Origin of the sequence: Aeromonas sp. R5-4 (assembly GCF_040908215.1) — a bacterium.
In the GTDB taxonomy this organism is placed as follows: domain Bacteria; phylum Pseudomonadota; class Gammaproteobacteria; order Enterobacterales; family Aeromonadaceae; genus Aeromonas; species Aeromonas veronii.
Map to the genome: position 1 here is coordinate 65,499 of NZ_JBFODG010000001.1, position 19,007 is coordinate 84,505.

18 protein-coding genes are annotated in these 19,007 nt (G+C 61.1%); 14 read left to right on the top strand and 4 right to left on the bottom strand.

Annotated elements, in window-relative coordinates; genetic code table 11:
- Positions 1-169 precede the first annotated feature (169 nt).
- Positions 170-1,444, top strand: a complete 1,275-nt coding sequence (bioA, locus tag AB5Y83_RS00275; RefSeq protein WP_368174474.1) for an adenosylmethionine--8-amino-7-oxononanoate transaminase — start codon at positions 170-172, stop codon at positions 1,442-1,444.
- 176 nt (positions 1,445-1,620) lie between these two features.
- Entirely contained in the window at positions 1,621-2,433 is an 813-nt protein-coding gene (locus tag AB5Y83_RS00280; RefSeq protein WP_075115475.1) for a HAMP domain-containing protein, read from the top strand.
- Positions 2,434-2,442: 9 nt separating this feature from the next.
- Here the strand turns inward: AB5Y83_RS00280 and AB5Y83_RS00285 are convergent, their stop codons facing one another.
- A complete protein-coding gene (locus AB5Y83_RS00285; protein WP_005359354.1) occupies positions 2,443-2,787 on the bottom strand; it encodes a hypothetical protein in 345 nt (114 codons plus the stop codon).
- Between the two features lie 200 nt (positions 2,788-2,987).
- Between AB5Y83_RS00285 and asnS the strand changes: the two genes are divergently transcribed.
- From asnS to AB5Y83_RS00305, 4 genes are all read left to right on the top strand, one after another.
- Positions 2,988-4,388: an asparagine--tRNA ligase gene (gene asnS / locus AB5Y83_RS00290; protein ID WP_043818544.1), complete on the top strand. Its 1,401-nt coding sequence runs from the start codon at positions 2,988-2,990 to the stop codon at positions 4,386-4,388.
- Positions 4,389-4,498: 110 nt separating this feature from the next.
- Positions 4,499-5,254 carry a substrate-binding periplasmic protein gene (locus AB5Y83_RS00295; RefSeq protein WP_368174475.1) on the top strand — a complete coding sequence of 252 codons (756 nt, stop codon included), beginning with the start codon at positions 4,499-4,501 and terminating at the stop codon, positions 5,252-5,254.
- Between the two features lie 374 nt (positions 5,255-5,628).
- Positions 5,629-6,972 carry an anaerobic C4-dicarboxylate transporter gene (locus tag AB5Y83_RS00300; protein ID WP_005337916.1) on the top strand — a complete coding sequence of 448 codons (1,344 nt, stop codon included), beginning with the start codon at positions 5,629-5,631 and terminating at the stop codon, positions 6,970-6,972.
- A gap of 173 nt (positions 6,973-7,145) precedes the next feature.
- On the top strand, positions 7,146-7,802 hold the full coding sequence (locus tag AB5Y83_RS00305; protein ID WP_368174476.1) for a hypothetical protein: 657 nt from the start codon (positions 7,146-7,148) through the stop codon (positions 7,800-7,802).
- A 137-nt stretch (positions 7,803-7,939) separates the two neighbouring features.
- Here the strand turns inward: AB5Y83_RS00305 and AB5Y83_RS00310 are convergent, their stop codons facing one another.
- Together AB5Y83_RS00310 and dcuC are read right to left on the bottom strand one after the other, a co-directional pair.
- On the bottom strand, positions 7,940-9,079 hold the full coding sequence (locus AB5Y83_RS00310) for a M20 family metallopeptidase (RefSeq protein ID WP_236288615.1): 1,140 nt from the start codon (positions 9,077-9,079) through the stop codon (positions 7,940-7,942).
- A gap of 134 nt (positions 9,080-9,213) precedes the next feature.
- Entirely contained in the window at positions 9,214-10,590 is a 1,377-nt protein-coding gene (gene dcuC / locus AB5Y83_RS00315) for a C4-dicarboxylate transporter DcuC (protein WP_107684152.1), read from the bottom strand.
- Positions 10,591-10,875: 285 nt separating this feature from the next.
- Here dcuC and AB5Y83_RS00320 point away from each other — a divergent pair, with 285 nt between their 5' ends.
- From AB5Y83_RS00320 to AB5Y83_RS00355, 8 genes are all read left to right on the top strand, one after another.
- Entirely contained in the window at positions 10,876-11,190 is a 315-nt protein-coding gene (locus tag AB5Y83_RS00320) for a hypothetical protein (protein ID WP_033112827.1), read from the top strand.
- 228 nt (positions 11,191-11,418) lie between these two features.
- Positions 11,419-11,769, top strand: coding sequence for an ArsC family reductase (locus AB5Y83_RS00325; protein ID WP_108570390.1), 351 nt, complete (start codon positions 11,419-11,421; stop codon positions 11,767-11,769).
- Between the two features lie 19 nt (positions 11,770-11,788).
- Entirely contained in the window at positions 11,789-12,916 is a 1,128-nt protein-coding gene (gene dapE, locus AB5Y83_RS00330; RefSeq protein WP_368174477.1) for a succinyl-diaminopimelate desuccinylase, read from the top strand.
- Positions 12,913-13,602: a M15 family metallopeptidase gene (locus AB5Y83_RS00335; RefSeq protein ID WP_100654124.1), complete on the top strand. Its 690-nt coding sequence runs from the start codon at positions 12,913-12,915 to the stop codon at positions 13,600-13,602. Before dapE ends, AB5Y83_RS00335 begins: the two co-directional genes overlap by 4 nt.
- Entirely contained in the window at positions 13,599-13,745 is a 147-nt protein-coding gene (locus AB5Y83_RS00340) for a hypothetical protein (protein ID WP_005337933.1), read from the top strand. Before AB5Y83_RS00335 ends, AB5Y83_RS00340 begins: the two co-directional genes overlap by 4 nt.
- A gap of 280 nt (positions 13,746-14,025) precedes the next feature.
- Positions 14,026-15,753 (top strand): potassium/proton antiporter, encoded by a 1,728-nt coding sequence (locus AB5Y83_RS00345; RefSeq protein ID WP_368174478.1) that lies wholly within the window; start codon positions 14,026-14,028, stop codon positions 15,751-15,753.
- Positions 15,754-15,796: 43 nt separating this feature from the next.
- Positions 15,797-16,900, top strand: coding sequence for a beta-N-acetylglucosaminidase domain-containing protein (locus AB5Y83_RS00350; RefSeq protein ID WP_368174479.1), 1,104 nt, complete (start codon positions 15,797-15,799; stop codon positions 16,898-16,900).
- 32 nt (positions 16,901-16,932) lie between these two features.
- Positions 16,933-18,141: a cation:proton antiporter gene (locus tag AB5Y83_RS00355; RefSeq protein WP_368174480.1), complete on the top strand. Its 1,209-nt coding sequence runs from the start codon at positions 16,933-16,935 to the stop codon at positions 18,139-18,141.
- 73 nt (positions 18,142-18,214) lie between these two features.
- Here the strand turns inward: AB5Y83_RS00355 and AB5Y83_RS00360 are convergent, their stop codons facing one another.
- The gene (locus tag AB5Y83_RS00360) at positions 18,215-18,847 is read right to left on the bottom strand and encodes a LysE family translocator (RefSeq protein WP_368174481.1); all 633 of its coding nucleotides are present in this window, start codon (positions 18,845-18,847) and stop codon (positions 18,215-18,217) included.
- Between the last annotated feature and the right edge of the window lie 160 nt (positions 18,848-19,007).

The following is a 19,007-nucleotide window of genomic DNA, read 5'->3' on the forward strand; positions in this document are numbered from 1 at the left end:
GGGATCCTGCGCCCGCCATCTTGGGATGGACGGCCACAAAACCCGCCGCCGGGCCCGCGCGCTCAAGGTGATGCGCAGTGCCAAGTGGCTGAAATTGTTGGCTAGTGTAGAGAGCACGCGTAGACTGTCAACACCGACCAGATCAAAACAATTGACAACAGAACAACAAATGACCAATCAAGAATTCGACCTGCACCACATCTGGCACCCCTATACCTCCCTCACTCACCCCCTGCCCTGCTATGAAGTGGCCAGCGCCAAAGGGGTGACCCTTACCCTCAGCGACGGCCGCGAACTGGTGGATGGCATGAGCTCCTGGTGGGCTTGCGTGCACGGCTATCAGGTGCCGGAGTTGGACGCCGCCGCCACCGCCCAGCTCGGCAAGATGTCCCACGTGATGTTTGGCGGCCTCACCCACGCTCCGGCGGTCGAGCTCTGCCGCAAGCTGGTGGAGATCACTCCGAAGGGGCTTGATCGGGTATTTCTGGCCGATTCCGGCTCGGTGGCAGTGGAAGTGGCGCTCAAGATGGCGCAGCAATACTGGCACGCCAAGGGGACGCCCAGAGCCAAGTTTGTCGCCCTGCGCAACGGCTATCACGGCGATACCTTTGGCGCCATGAGCATCTGCGATCCCGATGGCGGCATGCACGAGCTCTACAAGGGATTCCTGCCCGAGCACCATTTTGTCGAAGCACCCAGCTGCCGCTTCCACGCCGAGTGGGACGAGCAGTGCGTGGTGGAGCTGGCCACACTCATGGCCGATCATCACGAGGAGATCGCCGCCATCGTGCTTGAGCCCATAGTGCAAGGCGCTGGCGGCATGCGCTTCTATCACCCCCGCTATCTGCAGTGGGTACGCGCCCTGTGCGACGAATTCGGCGTGCTGCTGATTGCTGACGAGATTGCCACCGGCTTTGGCCGCACCGGCCAGCTGTTTGCCTGCGACTGGGCGGGGATCAGCCCCGACATCATGTGTCTGGGCAAGGCGCTCACTGGCGGCTACCTCACCCTCTCGGCGACCCTGACCACCGAGCATGTCGCCCGCACCATCTGTGACGGCAAGGCGGGCGTCTTTATGCACGGCCCCACCTTTATGGGCAACCCGCTTGCCTGCGCGGTGGCCAACGCCTCTATCGATCTGCTGCTGGCCTCACCTTGGCAGGAGCGGGTGCGCACCATCGAGCATCAGCTGCGAACAGAACTGGTAGAGCTGACCCAGCACCCGGCGGTCGCGGATGTGCGGGTGCTCGGCGCCATCGGGGTGGTGGAGATGAAAGAGCGGGTGGATGTGGCGCGCATCCAGCGCAAGTTTGTCGAACTGGGTGCCTGGATCCGCCCCTTTGGCAAGCTGGTCTACCTGATGCCCCCCTTCGTTATTACCCCCGAAGAGCTGCGGGTATTGACCGGCGCCATCCGTCAGGCCATCACCGAGGGCGAGTTTTAATTCATATAGCGGGCGGCCATCGCTGCCGCCCGTTTGGCTACCCGCATTTGATATATAAAGAGGGCAACTTTATCCACTTCAGTGCAGTTTCACTTGCCGTAATGTGAGCAAAACACCAGACCTGAGGCCCCAAGAGGGGTAAACTGCTGCGGTTTTACCATCAAGAAAGACTGCTCATGCGCCTCTCCATTGCTGCCAAAATCAACTTTTTCCTGCTCTTCATCTTCTCCATGGTACTGGTGTTCTCCGCAGCCTATCAGGCGGTGCGCGAGCGCGATCTCATCCTGACCCTCATCAAGGAGCAGAGCCGCGAGCAGACCGAAGCCTATTTCGACGGCCTCAACATGCTGATGCTGACCGGCAAGATGGATGCCCGCGATACCCTGCGCGGCAAATTTCTCGACCATGCCCATGTGGAGGATGCCCGCATCGTCCGTGGCGACGCGGTGAGCAAACAGTTCGGGCCGGGACGGGAGACCGAACAGGTAAAGGATGAGTTTGATGAGCTGGCTCTGGTGGGCAAAGGGAGTCTGGAGGTGGTGCACAACGGCATGCACAGCCGTCTGGTGGTCACCCGACCGCTGCTGGCCAAGAAGGATTTTCGCGGCACCGACTGCACCAGCTGTCATCTGGTGCCGGAGAATACCGTGCTTGGAGCGGTGCGCTTTGACTACTCCCTCGATTCGCTGTTTACCCGGGTCGAGCAGAATATCCTCACCTCGGCGCTGATCCTCACCGGCATCTTCGGGATGGGACTGCTGCTGACCCTCTGGGTCATCCGCACCTGGATCGTGCGCCCTCTCAACCAGTTGACCCGCTCCATGGAAGAGGCCACCGACCTGCACGACTTCGGCCACCGGCTGGAGGGAGATGACGGCGACGAGATTGGCCGAGTGGCGGTGGCCTACAACCAGATGCTCGACAGCGTGGAGCGACAGCTCGGCAAACGCACCAAGGCCAGCAGGCAGGAGCCGGATCAGCCCCGCTAAGACGAACGCTTAACCGACGTAGTAGAAGAGCAAGCTGGCGATCAGTACCAATAGCAGGATGGCCAGATTGACATGCCGGGAGTCATCCTGACGGCGGCTGCGCTTGCGCTCCAGCAGCAACACCGCCAGCGTCAGGGCGCAACAGCTCCAGAGCCCGTAGACCAGCCAGGGGGTAAGGGCAGGGTCCCAATAATCGCGCACCTCGATCCCGCCATAGACCAGAAAACCGTAGGCAATTTCGGGACGGGCATAGTGGTAAAGGGAGAGCAGCACGATAAAGCCGCCCCAGCAGAGCATCACCAGCCCCTGTAACACCCGTGTCAGCCAATCTGGCCCATGCCGCCGATCTTTCACCCACCTCTCCTGCGTCCGTGACACTCTTGTTGAGTGAACCATGCCGAAAACCCCACCAGAGTCCGACATTTTTGCTTGTTTATCAAACCCGCGCGGGTAAGATTGACGGCTTAGTCTGCCACGGTGGGCCATCTGTGCCCGGGCCAGACTCCCTAGTGTTGCAAATAGCGCTGCAAGAACAAGCTGGAGACAATATTTCGATGACGCACGCATCCGTAGTAGATGTGCTGGCCGGTAAGTATCCGGTCGGCACCACCCAAACTGTCAAAGGGTGGATCCGGACTCGCCGTGATTCCAAGGCGGGGATCTCATTTTTGGCCATTTCCGATGGCTCCTGTTTCCATCCGGTACAGGCAGTTGTCCCCAATACCCTGGCCAATTACGAGAATGAAGTGCTGCGTCTGACCACTGCCTGCTCCGTGGAAGTGACCGGCGTGGTTGCCGCCTCTCAGGGCAGCGGCCAGGCTTTCGAACTGCAGGCGACCGAGGTGAAGGTAGTCGGTTGGGTCGAAGATCCGGACACCTACCCGATGGCTGCCAAACGCCACAGTATCGAATACCTGCGTGAACAGGCCCACCTGCGCCCGCGTACCAACATCGTTGGCGCCGTGACCCGCGTTCGTCACTGCCTGGCGCAAGCCATCCACCGCTTCTTCCACGAAGAGGGTTTCCTCTGGGTTGCGACCCCGCTCATCACCGCCTCTGATACCGAAGGTGCCGGCGAGATGTTCCGCGTCTCCACTCTGGACATGGAAAACCTGCCGCGCACCGACGCCGGCAAGGTGGACTACAACGAAGATTTCTTCGGCAAAGAGGCTTTCCTGACCGTATCCGGCCAGTTGAACGCCGAAACCTATGCCTGCGCGCTCTCCAAGGTCTACACCTTCGGCCCGACCTTCCGCGCTGAAAACTCCAACACCAGCCGCCACCTGGCCGAGTTCTGGATGGTTGAGCCGGAAGTGGCCTTCAACGATCTGGAAGATAACGCCGCACTGGCCGAAGCCATGCTGAAGTATGTCTTCAACGCCGTACTGACCGAGCGTCGCGACGATCTGGAGTTCTTCGCCCAGCACGTAGACAAGGATGCCATCGGCCGTCTGGAGCGTTTCGTCTCCTCCGACTTCGCCCAGATCGACTACACCGACGCCATCGAAGTGCTGAAAAACTGCGGCAAGAAGTTCGAATTCCCGGTCTCCTGGGGTATCGATCTCTCCTCCGAACACGAGCGCTATCTGGCCGAGGAGCACTTCAAGTCTCCGGTGGTGGTGAAGAACTACCCGAAAGATATCAAAGCCTTCTACATGCGCCTCAACGACGACGGCAAGACCGTTGCCGCGATGGACGTACTGGCACCGGGCATCGGCGAGATCATCGGTGGTTCCCAGCGTGAAGAGCGTCTGGACGTGCTGGATGCCCGTCTGGCCGAGATGGGCCTGAACAAGGAAGATTACTGGTGGTACCGCGACCTGCGTCGCTTCGGTACCGTGCCGCACTCCGGCTTCGGTCTGGGCTTCGAGCGTCTGGTTGTATACGTGACCGGCATGGGCAACGTCCGCGACGTGATCCCGTTCCCGCGAACTCCGCGTACCGCCGAGTTCTGATCAGCGGCATCTTGCCACTGCATTGCAAAAGCCGACCTGCGGGTCGGCTTTTTTATTGTCACCGTTATGGGTGATACTCAGGATCAACCGGCACAAGGAACTCGTCGCCTATGGGATATCGCCTGCTGCTCTCGCTATTGCTGTCCTGCATGCCTGTTCAACTGTGGGCCGAGCCTGTTCGGCTGACCACCCTGGAGTGGCCCCCCTACACCAGCCAGAGCCTGCCCGATGGCGGCCTCACCGGTCATATCGTCAAACGCGCCTTTGCCGAAGCGGGACTGGAAGTGACATTCGACTTCTACCCCTGGCAGCGGGCGGTGCGGCTGGCGGCCGACCCGACCCAGCCTTATAGCGGCTATTTTCCCGAGTACCTCTCCGACACCCTGCCCACTCTGTGGCGCAGCTCCCCCAGCGTAGGCGACAGCGTGCTGGGCATAGCGCAGCGCTCAGGCCCCCCCATCCCCTGGCAGCAGCTCACGGATCTCGCCTCCTACCGGATCGGCGTGGTGGAGGGGTACGTCAACACCCGTGAATTCGATGCCCTGATGGCCAGCAAGCGCCTCAACACTGCCGCCGTCGATGCAGACCTGCTCAACCTGCGCAAATTGCAGCGCGACCGGCTCGATCTGGCGGTGATCGACCGGGATGTCTTCCACTGGCTCATCAACCATGATCGCAAGCTGATAAGCGCCGGATTGCTGTTTCACCCGAAGATCCTCGAACACAAGAGCCTGCACATCATGTTTCGTCCCGATCAACAGGCGTTGCAGCAACGGGTGGCACAGGCCATTGCCAGATTGGATATTGCCAAGCTGAGCGAGGATTATCAGCGCCGCTATCTGCAGCAAGCACCTGCGGCCAAGTGAGCCAACCCGCTGAAGTCAGCCCTTGCTGGCAAAAATAGCCTGAGCGCTGGCTTTTTCACCCTCTTCTGCCGCAATCGAGCCCTTTTTATGCCCCTCCCCTGCAGCCCTGTTGCCAAACTGTGCTGCCACCATGACTACCCAATGGCTTGGCCCCGAGTGATACCACCCGGTGACAAAAATGATGTTTTTGTTAGTACGTGGTTTTTAAGTGGTTTAATCAAAAATTCATCGAGTTATTGAAGTAACTCAATTTTTTCACTTTTTCAGGGGAGCAGAATAACAACTAACCCTTTTGGGCTAAATAAAACAGACAATGACAATTCATGGTTCAGGCTACCCGCGGCAATATGGGTTGAATCACACGAGGTAACGGAATGATCTTGATGGAATTTTTGGTGGTACTCGGCTGCTTGCTGCTGGGTACCCGCTTTGGGGGTATGGGACTCGGTCTCATCAGTGGTATCGGTCTCTTCCTGCTGACCTTCGTCTTCGGCCTGGTGCCTGGCGAACCGCCTGTTCAGGTAATGCTGACCATTCTGGCGGTGATCGGCTGTGCCGCCACCCTGCAGACTGCCGGTGGCCTCAACCTGATGATGCAAGTGGCCGAGCGTCTGCTGCGCCGTCACCCGCAATACATCACTATCCTGGCGCCGCTCACGACCTGGACCCTCACCTTCCTGTGCGGTACCGGCCACGTGGTCTACACCATGTTCCCCATCATCGCTGACATCGCGCTGCAGAAGAACATCCGTCCCGAGCGCCCGATGGCTGTCGCCTCCGTTGCCTCCCAGATGGCGATCTGCGCCTCCCCGGTCTCCGTTGCCGTGGTCTCCATGGTCTCCATTCTGGCGGCCGGTCACGGTATCGGTCAGGCTTACGGCCTGCTCGACATCCTGATGATCGCCATCCCCTCCTCCCTGACCGGTGTCATCGTGGCAGCCCTGTGGAGCCTGCGTCGCGGCAAGGATCTGGACAAGGACGAAGAGTTCCAGGCCAAGATCAAAGACCCGGAGCAGCGTGCCTTCATCTACGGCGGTGGTGAAACCCTGCTCAATACCAAGTTCCCGAAAGAGGCCTACTGGTCTACCTGGATCTTCTTCGCCGCCATCGCTGCCGTGGTATTGCTCGGCGCCAACGAAGGTCTGCGTCCGGTGTTCACCATCAAGGACAAGACCGGCCCGCTCTCCATGAACCTGGTGATCCAGATGATGATGCTGATCGCCGGTGCCATCATCCTGATGCGCTGCAAGGTCAAGCCGGGCGAGATTGCCAACGGCGCCGTCTTCAAGGCAGGTATGGTCGCCATCTTCTCCGTATTCGGGGTGGCATGGATGAGTGAGACTTTCTTCCAGGCTCACATGCCCCTGCTCAAAGAGACCCTGGCCCATGTGGTACAGGCCCAGCCCTGGACCTACGCCCTGGTGCTGTTCCTTATCTCCAAGCTGGTAAACAGCCAGGCCGCCGCCCTGACCGCCATCGCCCCCATGGGTCTGGCGCTGGGTGTCGAACCCAAGCTGCTGATCGCCTTCCTGCCGGCGAGCTACGGCTACTTCGTGCTGCCGACCTACCCGAGCGATCTGGCCTGTATCGGTTTCGACCGCTCCGGCACCACTCGCATCGGCAAGTTCATCATCAACCACAGCTTCATCATTCCGGGGCTGATCGGGGTGGTGACCTCCTGCTCGCTGGGCTTTATCCTGACCAGCATCCTGCTCTAATCGCAGCGGCGTTTACCACGCCATTGCAATACAGGCCCCCGCTTCGGGGGCCTGCTTTTTTCCCGCTCTGTTACCCCAACCCTTTCCCCGCCGCCATTTCCGGACACCATGCCTTTACCTCTGCCCCCGCCGCTGGGTAGCATGCCCCCTCGTTCACCACCGGAATCTCATCCATGTCTCGCGTCATCCTGCTCTGGAGCGGTGGCAAAGATGCCATGCTGGCCCTCTGTCATGCTCGCCAAGCGGGCCATCAGGTGATGGCACTGGCCACCTTTGCGCCGCCAGAACCCCGATTTCTCGCTCACCCCTTGCCGCTGGTGCGCCGTCAGGCGGAAGCCCTCGGGCTGCCCCATCTGCTGGTCACCATAGAGGCACCGTTCGATCTCGGTTATGAGCGGGCACTGGCACGGCTCAAGGAGGAGTGGCAACTCGATGGCGTAGTCACCGGCGATATCGACAGCGTGGGGGGCGCACCAAACTGGATCCGCGAACGCTGCCAGCCGCTGGGTCTCACCGTCCACACCCCGCTCTGGCAGCAATCTCGTCAAGCCTTGCTGGCGGATATGCTGGCGCGCGGCATCGTCGCCCACCTCTCCTGCGTCGATACCCGGGTGCTGGCTCCCGAGTGGACTGGACGCACCCTCGATGCCGCCACCCTCAGCGATCTGCAGCAACTGGCCGAGCGCGAGGGCTTCGATGCCTGCGGCGAGCAGGGGGAATACCACACCATGGTGACTGACGGCCCGGGCTTTGCCGCCCCGCTGCGCCTCGATGGCTGGCAGGTGGCGCGGCAGGATCATCTGGCCTATCTGGCCGAGCCACAGGGGTAACGGCCTCAAGCAAGCAGCCAACTCACTTAGCGCGCGAAAAATCGAGATAAAAAAACGAGAGGCAACAGCCTCCCATTTGGATTTGAGCGGACCAGTTTTGAGCGGGCCATGACGACCCGAACAAGGGATAAACCGGCTTATTTCGCCAGCTTGCCCAGCACCCGCTGCAGCAGGCGGATGCGCGGTTCGATGCTCTCCAGCAGCAGGAATTCCGCCTCCGAATGGAAACCGCCCCCCATGGGGCCGAAACCATCGAGGGACGGCACACCTGCTGCTGCGGTGAAGTTGGCATCCGAGCCGCCACCGGCCTCCAGCCAGTTGAAGGGGATACCTTCCTCTTTGGCTGCCGCCTCCACCAGCGCCATCAGCGCCTCGGTGTCACCACTCGGGCGCATCGCAGGCTTGAAGGTCTGGCGATCCACCTCAACCCGACAACCGGCGAGGAAGGGGTTGTTGGCCATAAAGGTGAGCCGGTCGTGCACCGCAGCGGCCTCTTCGTTGCTCCAGAAGCGCAGATCGACGATCGCCTCGGCAAAGTCCGGCACCACGTTGACACCGGTGCCGCCCTGTACCACGCCAACGTTCATGGTGGTGCCCGTGGTCATGTTGACCTGCTCGTTGATGGCCAGCACCCAATGAGCGAGTTCTGTAATGGCAGAGACCCCTTCGGTGAGGGCCGAACCGGCGTGGGAGGCCTTGCCGTGGAAGGTGATGCGGTACTTGGCATTGCCCTTGCGGGCGCTGATGAGATCCCCATTGGGACGGGCTGCCTCGGCCACCAGCACGCAGCCACTCTGTTTGGCTTTTTTCACCAGCCAATCCTTGGACCAGGGGGAGCCAATCTCTTCGTCGCAGTTGTAGCAGACCAGCACCTTGAGCTTGGCAAGCAATGCCGGATCCATCTCTTTGAGTGCATACCAGATAGAGAGCAGGCCGCTCTTCATGTCCGAGACGCCGGGACCAAAGGCTTGATTGCCTTCGATTTTCAGCGGGCGCTTGGCCGCCGTCCCCTCGGGGAAGACGGTATCCATGTGGCCGCACAGCATCACGTCGTAGTGATCGGCACCCGGCGCATTGGTGATCTCGAGGCAGGGGCCGCACTCGGCAGCGAACTGGTGGCGGGTCACCTGCCAGCCGATGGCCTCATATTTCTCGGTCATGATGTCGGCCACTTTCGCTACCCCGGCCGGGGTGCGAGTACCGCAATCGAGGTTGATGAGCGGGGCCAAATCGGCCAGATAGCTATCGAGGGAAAACGGGCTCTTTACAACTGTCATTATCTTCTCCATGCAACAATCAGCATTGATGGCCGATCGTCTATTGCAACAATGCGACACAGTGAGAAAAAGGCGGGCAGCCATGCCACCCGCCCGACCGGTAAATTCCAAACACCACTACATAACCCACATCACTACATGAACAGCAGATAATTGAGGGCCAGCGCCGTCACCAGCGCCCCCGCCATCGGCACGCTGGTGCGCTTGACCACGGTAAAGGGCGATACCTTGGCAATCCCCGCACAGGCGATCAGCACAGCCGCGATGGGGGAGACGGTACGGCCGATACTGGAAGCGAGCTGCATCGGCAGCAGCATGGTTACCGCAGGTACGCCAAACTTGGCTGCCACCGCCGGTGCCAGGGTCGAGAAGCTGAGGAACGCCGCGTTGCCGGAGCCCATGATGACCGCCGCTACCATGATCAGCGCCACCATCACCAGCGTCATCAGACCGCTGCCGATACCGGCATTGCTGGCAGAGTGCAGCAGGGTATCGATGGCACCGATGGCCTTGAGGGATTCGGCAAACAGCTCGGCACAGACAATGAGCGCCACCACGGGGCCAAACACCTTGCCCATGCCATCGAGGAAGCTCGACAGCCCGGCAAACGCGGTACGCACCGAGCGGCTACGCAGCAGCTCGCACAGCATGCCGATAAAGACCGACAGCAGCATGGCCACCTCCACGCTCATCTTGATGTCGCTCACCAGCAGCTTGGAGAAGGTCATCATCAGCACGAAGGGGATGATCGGCAGCAGGGCATACCAGGTGGGCGCCTGCACGCTCTCGGTGCCCTGCTCGTCCAGCTCGGCGTGATCGCCGCGATGGAGCGCCGGATCCCAGCCATCCTTGCGATCGCAGTGACGCTGCCAGAAGAAGTGCAGCACCATGGTCACCAGCAGCATGGGGGCCACCAGCCAGATCTGGTAGTCGACGAAATAGCTGGTCGGATCCATACCGGATTGACCGGCAGAGAAGATGGCGTTGGTCTGGGTTGGGCCAATTTCAAACGCCTGGGAGGTGGCGATGACGCCACAGGCGGAGGCCGGGCTGATGCCGAGGTTGCGCATCACCGGATACATGGTGACCATCAACAGCAGGCCAAGGCCGGTAGCGGAGGTAACGAACAGGGAGACAAAGACCGCCACCAGATAACAGATGGAGAGCATCAGGTAGCTGGACTGGATGCCCGCCACCGGTTTGACCGCCACCCGCACCAGCGCCTGGGAGGCCCCGATATGGGACATGTAGGTGGCAAAACCCGCCACCGCCATGATGGTGAGGCCGAGGCCCGCCGCGCGGTAGGAGAAGATCCCCTTGAACACTTCGAACAGGTCGAACAGGGCGAAACCGGTGCTCTTGTCAGCGGGGAGAATGGGGTGCAGCCCCAGCCAGTAGGCCACCGCAAAAATGGCCATGCCCGCCAGCGCCAGCACCGCCTGCGGGTTGTAATCCTTGATGATGCCGTAGACCACGGCGACCAGAACGAGCAAGACGAATAAAAGTTCCAATATTCACTCCTGATAAATTTATCGAAGAGCGAAATCTAGTGATCTGACCACTGTTTGCCTTTGATCCCTATCAATAAAGGTGCCGTCACCGTGATTCATTAGCATAATATGTCGGCCATGTAACAATTTTTCGTTATTTCAACTACCGGAAAACCTTTATCACCCCATATCCGGGAATTGTGTGACGCGACTCCCCTCTTTTTTGCGTTGGATCAACATATGACGGCGCCGAACTGGCGAAGATGCGCTTCGACACATAGCGACCATTTCGCGCCGGAGAGAGTTATGACAAACCAAGCCACCGCAGGTGTCTCGACCTGCGATTATCAGCTGTGGGATATCCTCGTCGAGTCTGCAAAGGAACGCACCACCATTCGTTACTCCAAACTGGCCAAACTGGCCGGACTGGAGCAGCGTCAGGACGAACTGCGCACCCTGCTGCAGCGCGTTCGCATGTACTGCACCGAAAACCATCTGCCAATCCTCTCCGCCATCGTGGTGGACGATGTGGGCAAATACAGCGGCCTCTCCTCCAGTCTGCCCGACGCCCCCTGGGAGCGCGCCCGGGTCTTTGATCACCCCTGGCATCCGCTGCACTGATACCAGCTGCCCTGGCAGCACAGAAGAGACACTCTTCTGCCTCTCCAGAGCGCGCCACCCGGCGCGTTCTGGCTATCTGGCTCCCCGCTTTTCCTCCTCCCGGCCCTCCCGACGGTGCCATCAGCGTTGCCATGGGATCGCCACAATGCCAGAATCGGGCCCTTGCACTCTGTTGATTCGGATTTTCGGGCGCGGCCACGGCTAGCGCCCACAAGAGAAGGACTCCCCATGGCCACCACCCTCTATGGCATCAAGAACTGCGACACCATCAAGAAAGCCCGCAAGTGGCTGGATGAGGCCGGTATCGACTACCGCTTTCACGACCATCGCGCCGATGGCCTGAACCCGGACGATCTCGACCACTGGCTGGCCAAGCTCGGCTGGGAAGCGCTGCTCAACAGCCGCGGCACCACCTTCCGCGCCCTGCCGGACGAGGCCAAACAGGGGCTCGACACCGCCAAGGCGCGCGCCCTGCTGCTGGAGCATCCGGCGATGATCAAGCGCCCGCTGCTGGATCGTGACGGCGAACTGACCCTGGGTTTCAAGGCCGATCACTACCAATCCCTCTTCTCCCGTTAAGGACAACTAAGGACAACTGATGTCGGATGTCATCGCACTGGCCAAGGATCTGATCCGCCGCCCCTCCGTTACCCCGCTGGATGAAGGGTGCCAGACCCTGATGGCGGAGCGCCTCGCCAAACTCGGCTTTGTTATCGAGCCCATGGTGTTTGAGGACACCACCAACCTCTGGGCCCGCCGTGGCAGCGAGGGGCCACTGTTCTGCTTCGCCGGTCACACCGACGTGGTGCCCGCCGGGCCATTGGAGAAATGGCACACCCCGCCGTTCGAACCGACCATCAGGGATGGCGTGCTCTATGGCCGTGGCGCCGCCGACATGAAGGGCTCGCTGGCCGCCATGGTGGTGGCGGTCGAGCGTTTCGTAGCCGAGCATCCGGATCACACCGGGTCGATCGCTTTCCTTATTACCTCCGATGAGGAGGGGCCCTTTATCAATGGCACCACCCGGGTGATCGACACCCTGGAAGCGCGTAACGAGAAGATCACCTGGTGCATCGTCGGCGAACCCTCCTCCACCGCCGTGGTCGGGGATGTGGTGAAAAATGGCCGCCGCGGCTCCATCACCGGCGATCTGCTGGTGCGCGGGGTGCAGGGCCATGTCGCCTACCCCCATCTGGCGGACAACCCCATTCATAAAGCCGCGCCAGCGCTGGCGGAACTTGCCTCCACCGTGTGGGATGAGGGCAACGCCTACTTCCCCCCCACCAGCTTCCAGATAGCCAACATTCAGGCGGGCACCGGCGCCTCCAACGTCATTCCGGGCGAGCTGCAGGTACAGTTCAACTTCCGCTTCAGTACCGAACTGACCGACATGGATATCCGCAAGCGAGTCGAAGCGCTGCTGGATAAACACGGCCTCGATTATCAGCTGAGCTGGACCCTCTCCGGCCAGCCGTTCCTCACCGACACCGGCAAACTGCTGGCGGCGGCAGTCTCTGCCATCGAGGCGGTCAATGGCCAGCAGCCAGCCCTGCTCACCACCGGCGGCACCTCCGACGGGCGCTTTATCGCCCCCACTGGCGCCGAGGTGATTGAGCTTGGCCCCGTCAACGCCACTATTCACAAGGTGAACGAGTGCGTGAAGGCGGACGATCTGGATCTGCTGGCCGACATGTACCAAGGGGTGCTCGAGAGGTTGCTGGCATGACGCAGGAACAACTGCTGGGGCTCGACGAGAGTCACCTAATTCTGGTGGGGCGCGGCCCCCATCGTCTGACCGCCGCCACCGCGGCGGCCTTCAACGACATGCAGGTTGCGGCCGCCTATGAGGGGTTCAACCTGCAGGCGGCCTCCAGCTGGCGCAGCTTCGAGCGCCAGCTCGCCATCTGGAATGGCAAGTGGCGCGGCGAACGGCCACTGCTCGATGCCAACAGCCAGCCCATCGATGCCCTGCAACTCTGCGAGACAGAGCGGCTGCACGCCATCCTGCGCTGGAGCGCTCTGCCCGGCACCAGCCGTCACCACTGGGGGACCGATCTCGATATCTACGACCCGGACTGTTTGCCTGCCGATACCAAACTGGCACTGGAGCCGTGGGAGTATGAAGCCGGGGGCTGGTTTGCGGATCTCAGCGAGTGGCTCAGCGACCATATGAGCGACTTCGGCTTCTTCCTCCCTTATGCCAAACCGGTCGGGGCACAGAGCGGGGTCGCCTACGAGCCCTGGCATATCAGCTTCTCGCTGGAGTCCGACGAGCAGCGACTCGATCCCGCGGCACTGGCGCTTTGCCTGCAACAGGCGGATATTGAAGGCAAGTCGACCATATTGGCCAACCTTGATGAAATTTTGGCCCGTTATGTCACCACCTGTCCTGACGAAAGGAAAATCCCATGAATCTCTGGCTGTGGATAGGGTTGCCGCTGCTGTTCCTGCTCGGGCTGTTTCTCAATGCCATCAAAGACATGAAACGGCTGGAGAAGCAGTTGCCCAACTACAAGGACAAGATCCGCGAAGTTAAGGATGACGAGGACGACTGAATCCCGCCCCATCCCGTGGGGAGCGCCCTTGTGCTCCCCTCTCCCTCTGCTGTGCCGTTTCGCTTTTCCCCGCCCTCTCCTCCCTGCGCATCCTTGAAATCGACGCTCCTTTGACTCCGCTTTCGTTAACCCCGTCACAGTCAGAATATGGCGCGACCATGCTGAAAAAAGGGATGAAAAATGTAAGAAAGTGCAAATTGATGCACAAATAAGCCACACAAGGGGGGCCTAACTGCATATAATGTGCCTACTTTGCACATTACCAGGAAGGAGTTCGCCCTTGGATGCCGCTACCATCAACAGTTTCTTTTTTGTCGCTGCCCTGTTGGTGGGAGCCAGCGTACTGTTGAGCGCCCTCTCTTCCCGCCTCGGTATTCCCATTCTGGTTATCTTCCTCGCCGTCGGCATGCTGGCCGGTGAAGATGGCCCAGGTGGCATCCACTTCGCTGACTACTCCATCGCCTATCTGGTGGGCAACCTGGCGCTTGCCATCATTCTGCTCGACGGCGGCATGCGCACCCTGGTCTCCTCGTTTCGGGTGGCACTCTGGCCTGCCTTGTCGCTGGCGACGGTCGGGGTGGCCATCACCACAGGCCTGACGGGTCTCGCCGCTGCCTGGTTGTTTGATCTCAACCTGATGCAGGGGATGCTGATCGGCGCCATCGTCGGCTCCACAGATGCGGCGGCGGTCTTCTCCCTGCTTGGCGGGCGCAGTCTCAACGAGCGGGTGAGCGCGACGCTGGAGATAGAGTCAGGCAGCAACGACCCCATGGCAGTGTTTCTCACCGTCACCCTCATCGAGGTGCTCGCCACCGCCCAGCAAGGGCTGGATGGGGGCTTCCTGCTGCTGCAACTGGTCAAGCAGTTTGGTCTTGGCGCCGGGATTGGCCTTGGTGGCGGCTGGCTGCTGTGGCGCCTCATCAACACAGCCCGTCTGGCGCCGGGACTCTATCCGCTGCTCACCGTCAGCGGCGGCCTGCTGATCTTCGCCCTCACCACGGCGGTCGGTGGCAGCGGCATTCTCGCCATCTACCTGACCGGTCTGTTGCTCGGCAACCTCGCCCTGCGCAGTCGCAGCACCACATTGTCGGTGCTGGACGGTCTGACCTGGCTCAGCCAAATCGGCATGTTTCTGGTGCTGGGGCTGCTCGCCTCGCCCCACAAGCTGCTGCCCATCGCCCTGCCCGCGCTGGCGCTGGCGATGTGGATGATCCTGTTTGCCCGCCCGGTGTCGGTCTGGATCGGGCTGCTGCCGTTCAAGAACTTCGCCCCCCGCGAGCGCTGGTTTATCTCCTGGGTCGGTCTGCGCGGCGCCGTGCCCATCATTCTGGCGGTGTTCCCCATGATGGCGGGGCTGCCCAACGCCCAGCTCTACTTCAACGTCGCCTTCTTTGTGGTGCTGGTTTCGCTGATTTTGCAGGGCAGCTCGCTACCGCTGGCATCAAGGCTGGCGCGAGTGGAGGTGCCGGCACCACCGTCGCCCATCAACCGCTCCGGGCTCGAGATCGATCTCGACAGCCAGTGGGAGACCTTCGTCTACCAGCTGGGGGAGGAGAAGTGGTGCATCGGCTCGCCACTGCGGGATCTGCAGATGCCCGCCGGCACCCGGATCTGCGCCCTGTTTCGTGGCCGTGAGCTGCTCCACCCCTCGGGCAGTACCTGTCTGCAGGCCGATGACATCCTTTGCGTCATCGGTCACGAGCGCGACCTCCCCGCCCTCGGCCAGCTCTTTAGTCAGGCACCAGAGCAAGATCTCGGCCCCCGCTTCTTCGGTGACTTCCTGCTGGAAGCAGCCGCGCGGCTGGTGGACCTCGCCCCTCTTTACGGGCTGGATGTGAACGAGGTGGCGGATCAGACACTGGGCGATTTTATTGCCAGTCAATTGGGCGATAATCTGGTGGTCGGTGACAACATCGAGTGGCAGGGCCTGATCTGGACCGTGGCCGAAATGGACGAGAGCGTGCCGAGCAAGATCGGGGTGCGCTTTCAGGAAGAGGACCCGGTCTGACCGACCGTCCCGTATCAAGTCCCCAGCAAGAAGGGAGAGAGTTATGCCATATCAAAGTTTGCTGTCCGGCCCCCTGCCCCCCGCAGCCAATCTGGGGGTCATTGAAGGCTTTTTTGGCAAGGGATGGAGCTGGCAGGCCCGCGCCCGCTACGCCCAGTGGCTGCCACGCCACGGTTACGGCTTCTATATCTACGCCCCGAAAGAGGATGGCTATCTGCGCAAGCATTGGGCCCTCCCCTGGCCCGAGCAGCAGTTGGCAGATCTCGCCGAGCTGGCGCGCCAGTGCCGCGCCAACGGACTCGCCTTCGGGGTGGGCTTGAGCCCCATGGGGGCTCATCATGACTACGAGCGGCAGCGCCCGGCACTGCTTGAAAAAGTGCGCCTCATCGACGAGATGCTGCAGCCCGATATTCTGGCGGTGCTGTTTGACGACATGAAAGGGGATACCCCGGATCTGGCCCGTCACCAGCTCACCATCGCCCACGATATCACGGCCCACAGCAAGGCGACCCGCCTCATCTTCTGCCCCAGCTACTACTCGACCGATCCGGTGCTGGAGAAGGTGTTTGGCGCCATGCCTCCCCGCTATCTGGAGGAGCTTGGCGAACAGCTCGACCGCCGTTTCGAGATCTTCTGGACCGGCCCCAAGGTCTGCTCCAGCGAATATCCAGCCAGTCACCTCAAGCAGGTGACCGAACTGCTCAGCCGCAAGCCCTTCCTGTGGGACAACTACCCGGTTAACGATGGCAGCAAGGCGAGCAGCTACCTGCACCTGCGCGCCTTCGAGAACCGCCCCGCCGAGCTGGCGGATCTGCTCGCCGGCCATGCGGTCAACCCGATGAAGCAGGCAGCACTCTCCGCCCTGCCCCTCGCTACCCTGCCGATGAGCTACCGCCTCGGCAAGCAGTACGACCCCGACAAGGCGCTGCATGCCGCCCTCAACGCCACCTGCGGCCCGCAGATCTCGGCAATGATCGAGGCCGACCTGCCGCTGTTTCAGGATCTGGGGCTGGCACAGCTCACCCCCGAGCAGATTGCCACCCTCAAGGCGCGCTATCTGCCGTTTCGCGACCAATCCTGCGTAGACGAAATCGTGCGCTGGCTGGACGGGGAGTATGTGTTCGACCCCGACTGCCTGACCGATTAAACCACCCCTGCTGGGGGCAGAAAGGAGGTTGTATGGATGCACACCTGCTTTACCAGAATCTGGCGGTGATCGCCGCCTTCTTGCTGGTCTACAGCCTGATCGCGGGGCGCTTTGAATCAAAACTGGTCAACGGCCCCCTGCTCTTTCTGCTGACCGGCTGGTTGCTGGGGCCGGGCGGGCTGGAGCTGCTCTCCCTCTCTATCGACAGCGCAGGCATCAAGCTGCTGGCAGAGCTGACGCTGGTCATCGTGCTGTTCAACGATGCCGCCAACACCAACTGGCAGGTATTGCTGGCCAACCGCCAGCTCCCCATCCGGCTACTGCTGATTGGCCTGCCCCTCACCCTGCTTTGTGGTGCCCTCTTTGGCCACTGGATCTTCCCCGACCTGCCACTGCTGGAGATGGCGATCCTCTCCACCATTCTTGCCCCCACCGATGCGGCGCTCGGCAAGGCGGTGGTAAGCAACCCCGCGGTGCCGGCACCGGTGCGTGAAGGGCTCAATCAGGAGAGCGGCCTCAACGACGGCATCTGCGTACCGGTGCTGCTTCTGCTGCTGGCCCTTATCGCCCCCACCGAGCAGCACGCAGGCACCGCCACCCTGGCCATCACCCTGATGCTGGAGGAGATCGGCATTGGTCTGCTGGTCGCCTTTGTGCTGACCAGCCTCACCATCCGGCTACTGAAAATCTCCTATCTCAACGGCTGGCAACTGCCGCTCTGGCGCCAGCTCACCATGCCGGGGCTGGCCCTGCTCTGCTTTGCGCTGGCCCAGACTCTCGGGGGGAGCGGCTTTATCGCCGCCTTTGTCGGCGGCCTCTTTATCGGCCACCGCCTCGGCGAACACAAGCACGCCTATATGGACAGCTGCGAAGGCTACGGCGACCTGCTCTCCGTGGTGATCTGGATGATGTTTGGCGCGACCCTGATGCCCATTCTGCCGGAGCTGCTGCACTGGCAATACTGGCTCTATGCCATTGCCAGCCTCACCCTGCTGCGGATGGTGCCGGTTTGGCTGAGCCTCATCGGTACCGGCCTCAAGTCGGAGCTCAAGCTCTTTATCGGCTGGTTCGGGCCGCGGGGCCTTGCCAGTATCGTCTTTGCGGTGATGGTGCTGCAAAACGAGCCAGCCCTGATTGGCCAGCGCCCCATCATCGCCACCGTGCTCTGCACCATCATATTGAGCGTCATCCTGCACGGCCTCACCGCCAACCCCTGGGTCGAGCGTTTCAAGCCTCACTGAGCCACCCGGCGCCCATAAAAAATGCCACCGATCGGTGGCATTTTTCTTTTCTGGCGAGGGTCACTGACAGCTCTTACCCGAGCGCCAGCCAGACTCCCACCCCCAGCATCAGAGTACCTGCGATGCGGTTCATCAAGGTGACGTTGCCGCTCTTGGCGAGGAAGTGGCGCAGAGTGCGGCCACCGCTGGCGTAGAGCAGCAGGCAGGAGAACTCGATGACCAGGATCAGCGCCACCAGCGCGCTGATCTGCGGCGCCATCGGCTTTTCGGCAGAGATAAAGGGGGGCAGCAAGGAGATCATGAAGGCCCACCCTTTGGGATTGGCGATGGCGGTGACAAAGCCCTGCAGCGCCAGCCCCATGGCGCTGGTCTGTTGACCGGCCGAGAGATCCGCCGGAATGGCCATCTTCCCCTTGGTCTGCCACATCTGGATGCCAAGCCACACCAGATAGGCGCCCCCCACATATTTGAAGGCGGCGAAGATCCCCGGATAGTTGAGCATGATGGCTGCCACCCCGATCACCGACAGCACCGAGACTAGCCCGACCCCGATCAGCTCCCCCCACATCATGTGCAGGGTACGGCGCACCCCCAGGCTCATCCCCAGCGTCATCGACAGGGTCATGCACATGCCGGGGGTCACCGAGACAAAGAAAAAGGTCGGGATAAACAGAGCCAGAATGGCCGGATCGATCCAGCTGGACACAACACACCTCCATATGACGAGAGCGGGAAATCACGAAAACGGGACAGGATTGACACAACCCAGCCAGTTGTACCACATATTCAGGGGATAAAGCGCTCAATCATTCCTAAATGGCTCCTTTCTCACAAGAAAAAACCTTTTCTTCAGCAAATTTCAGCAA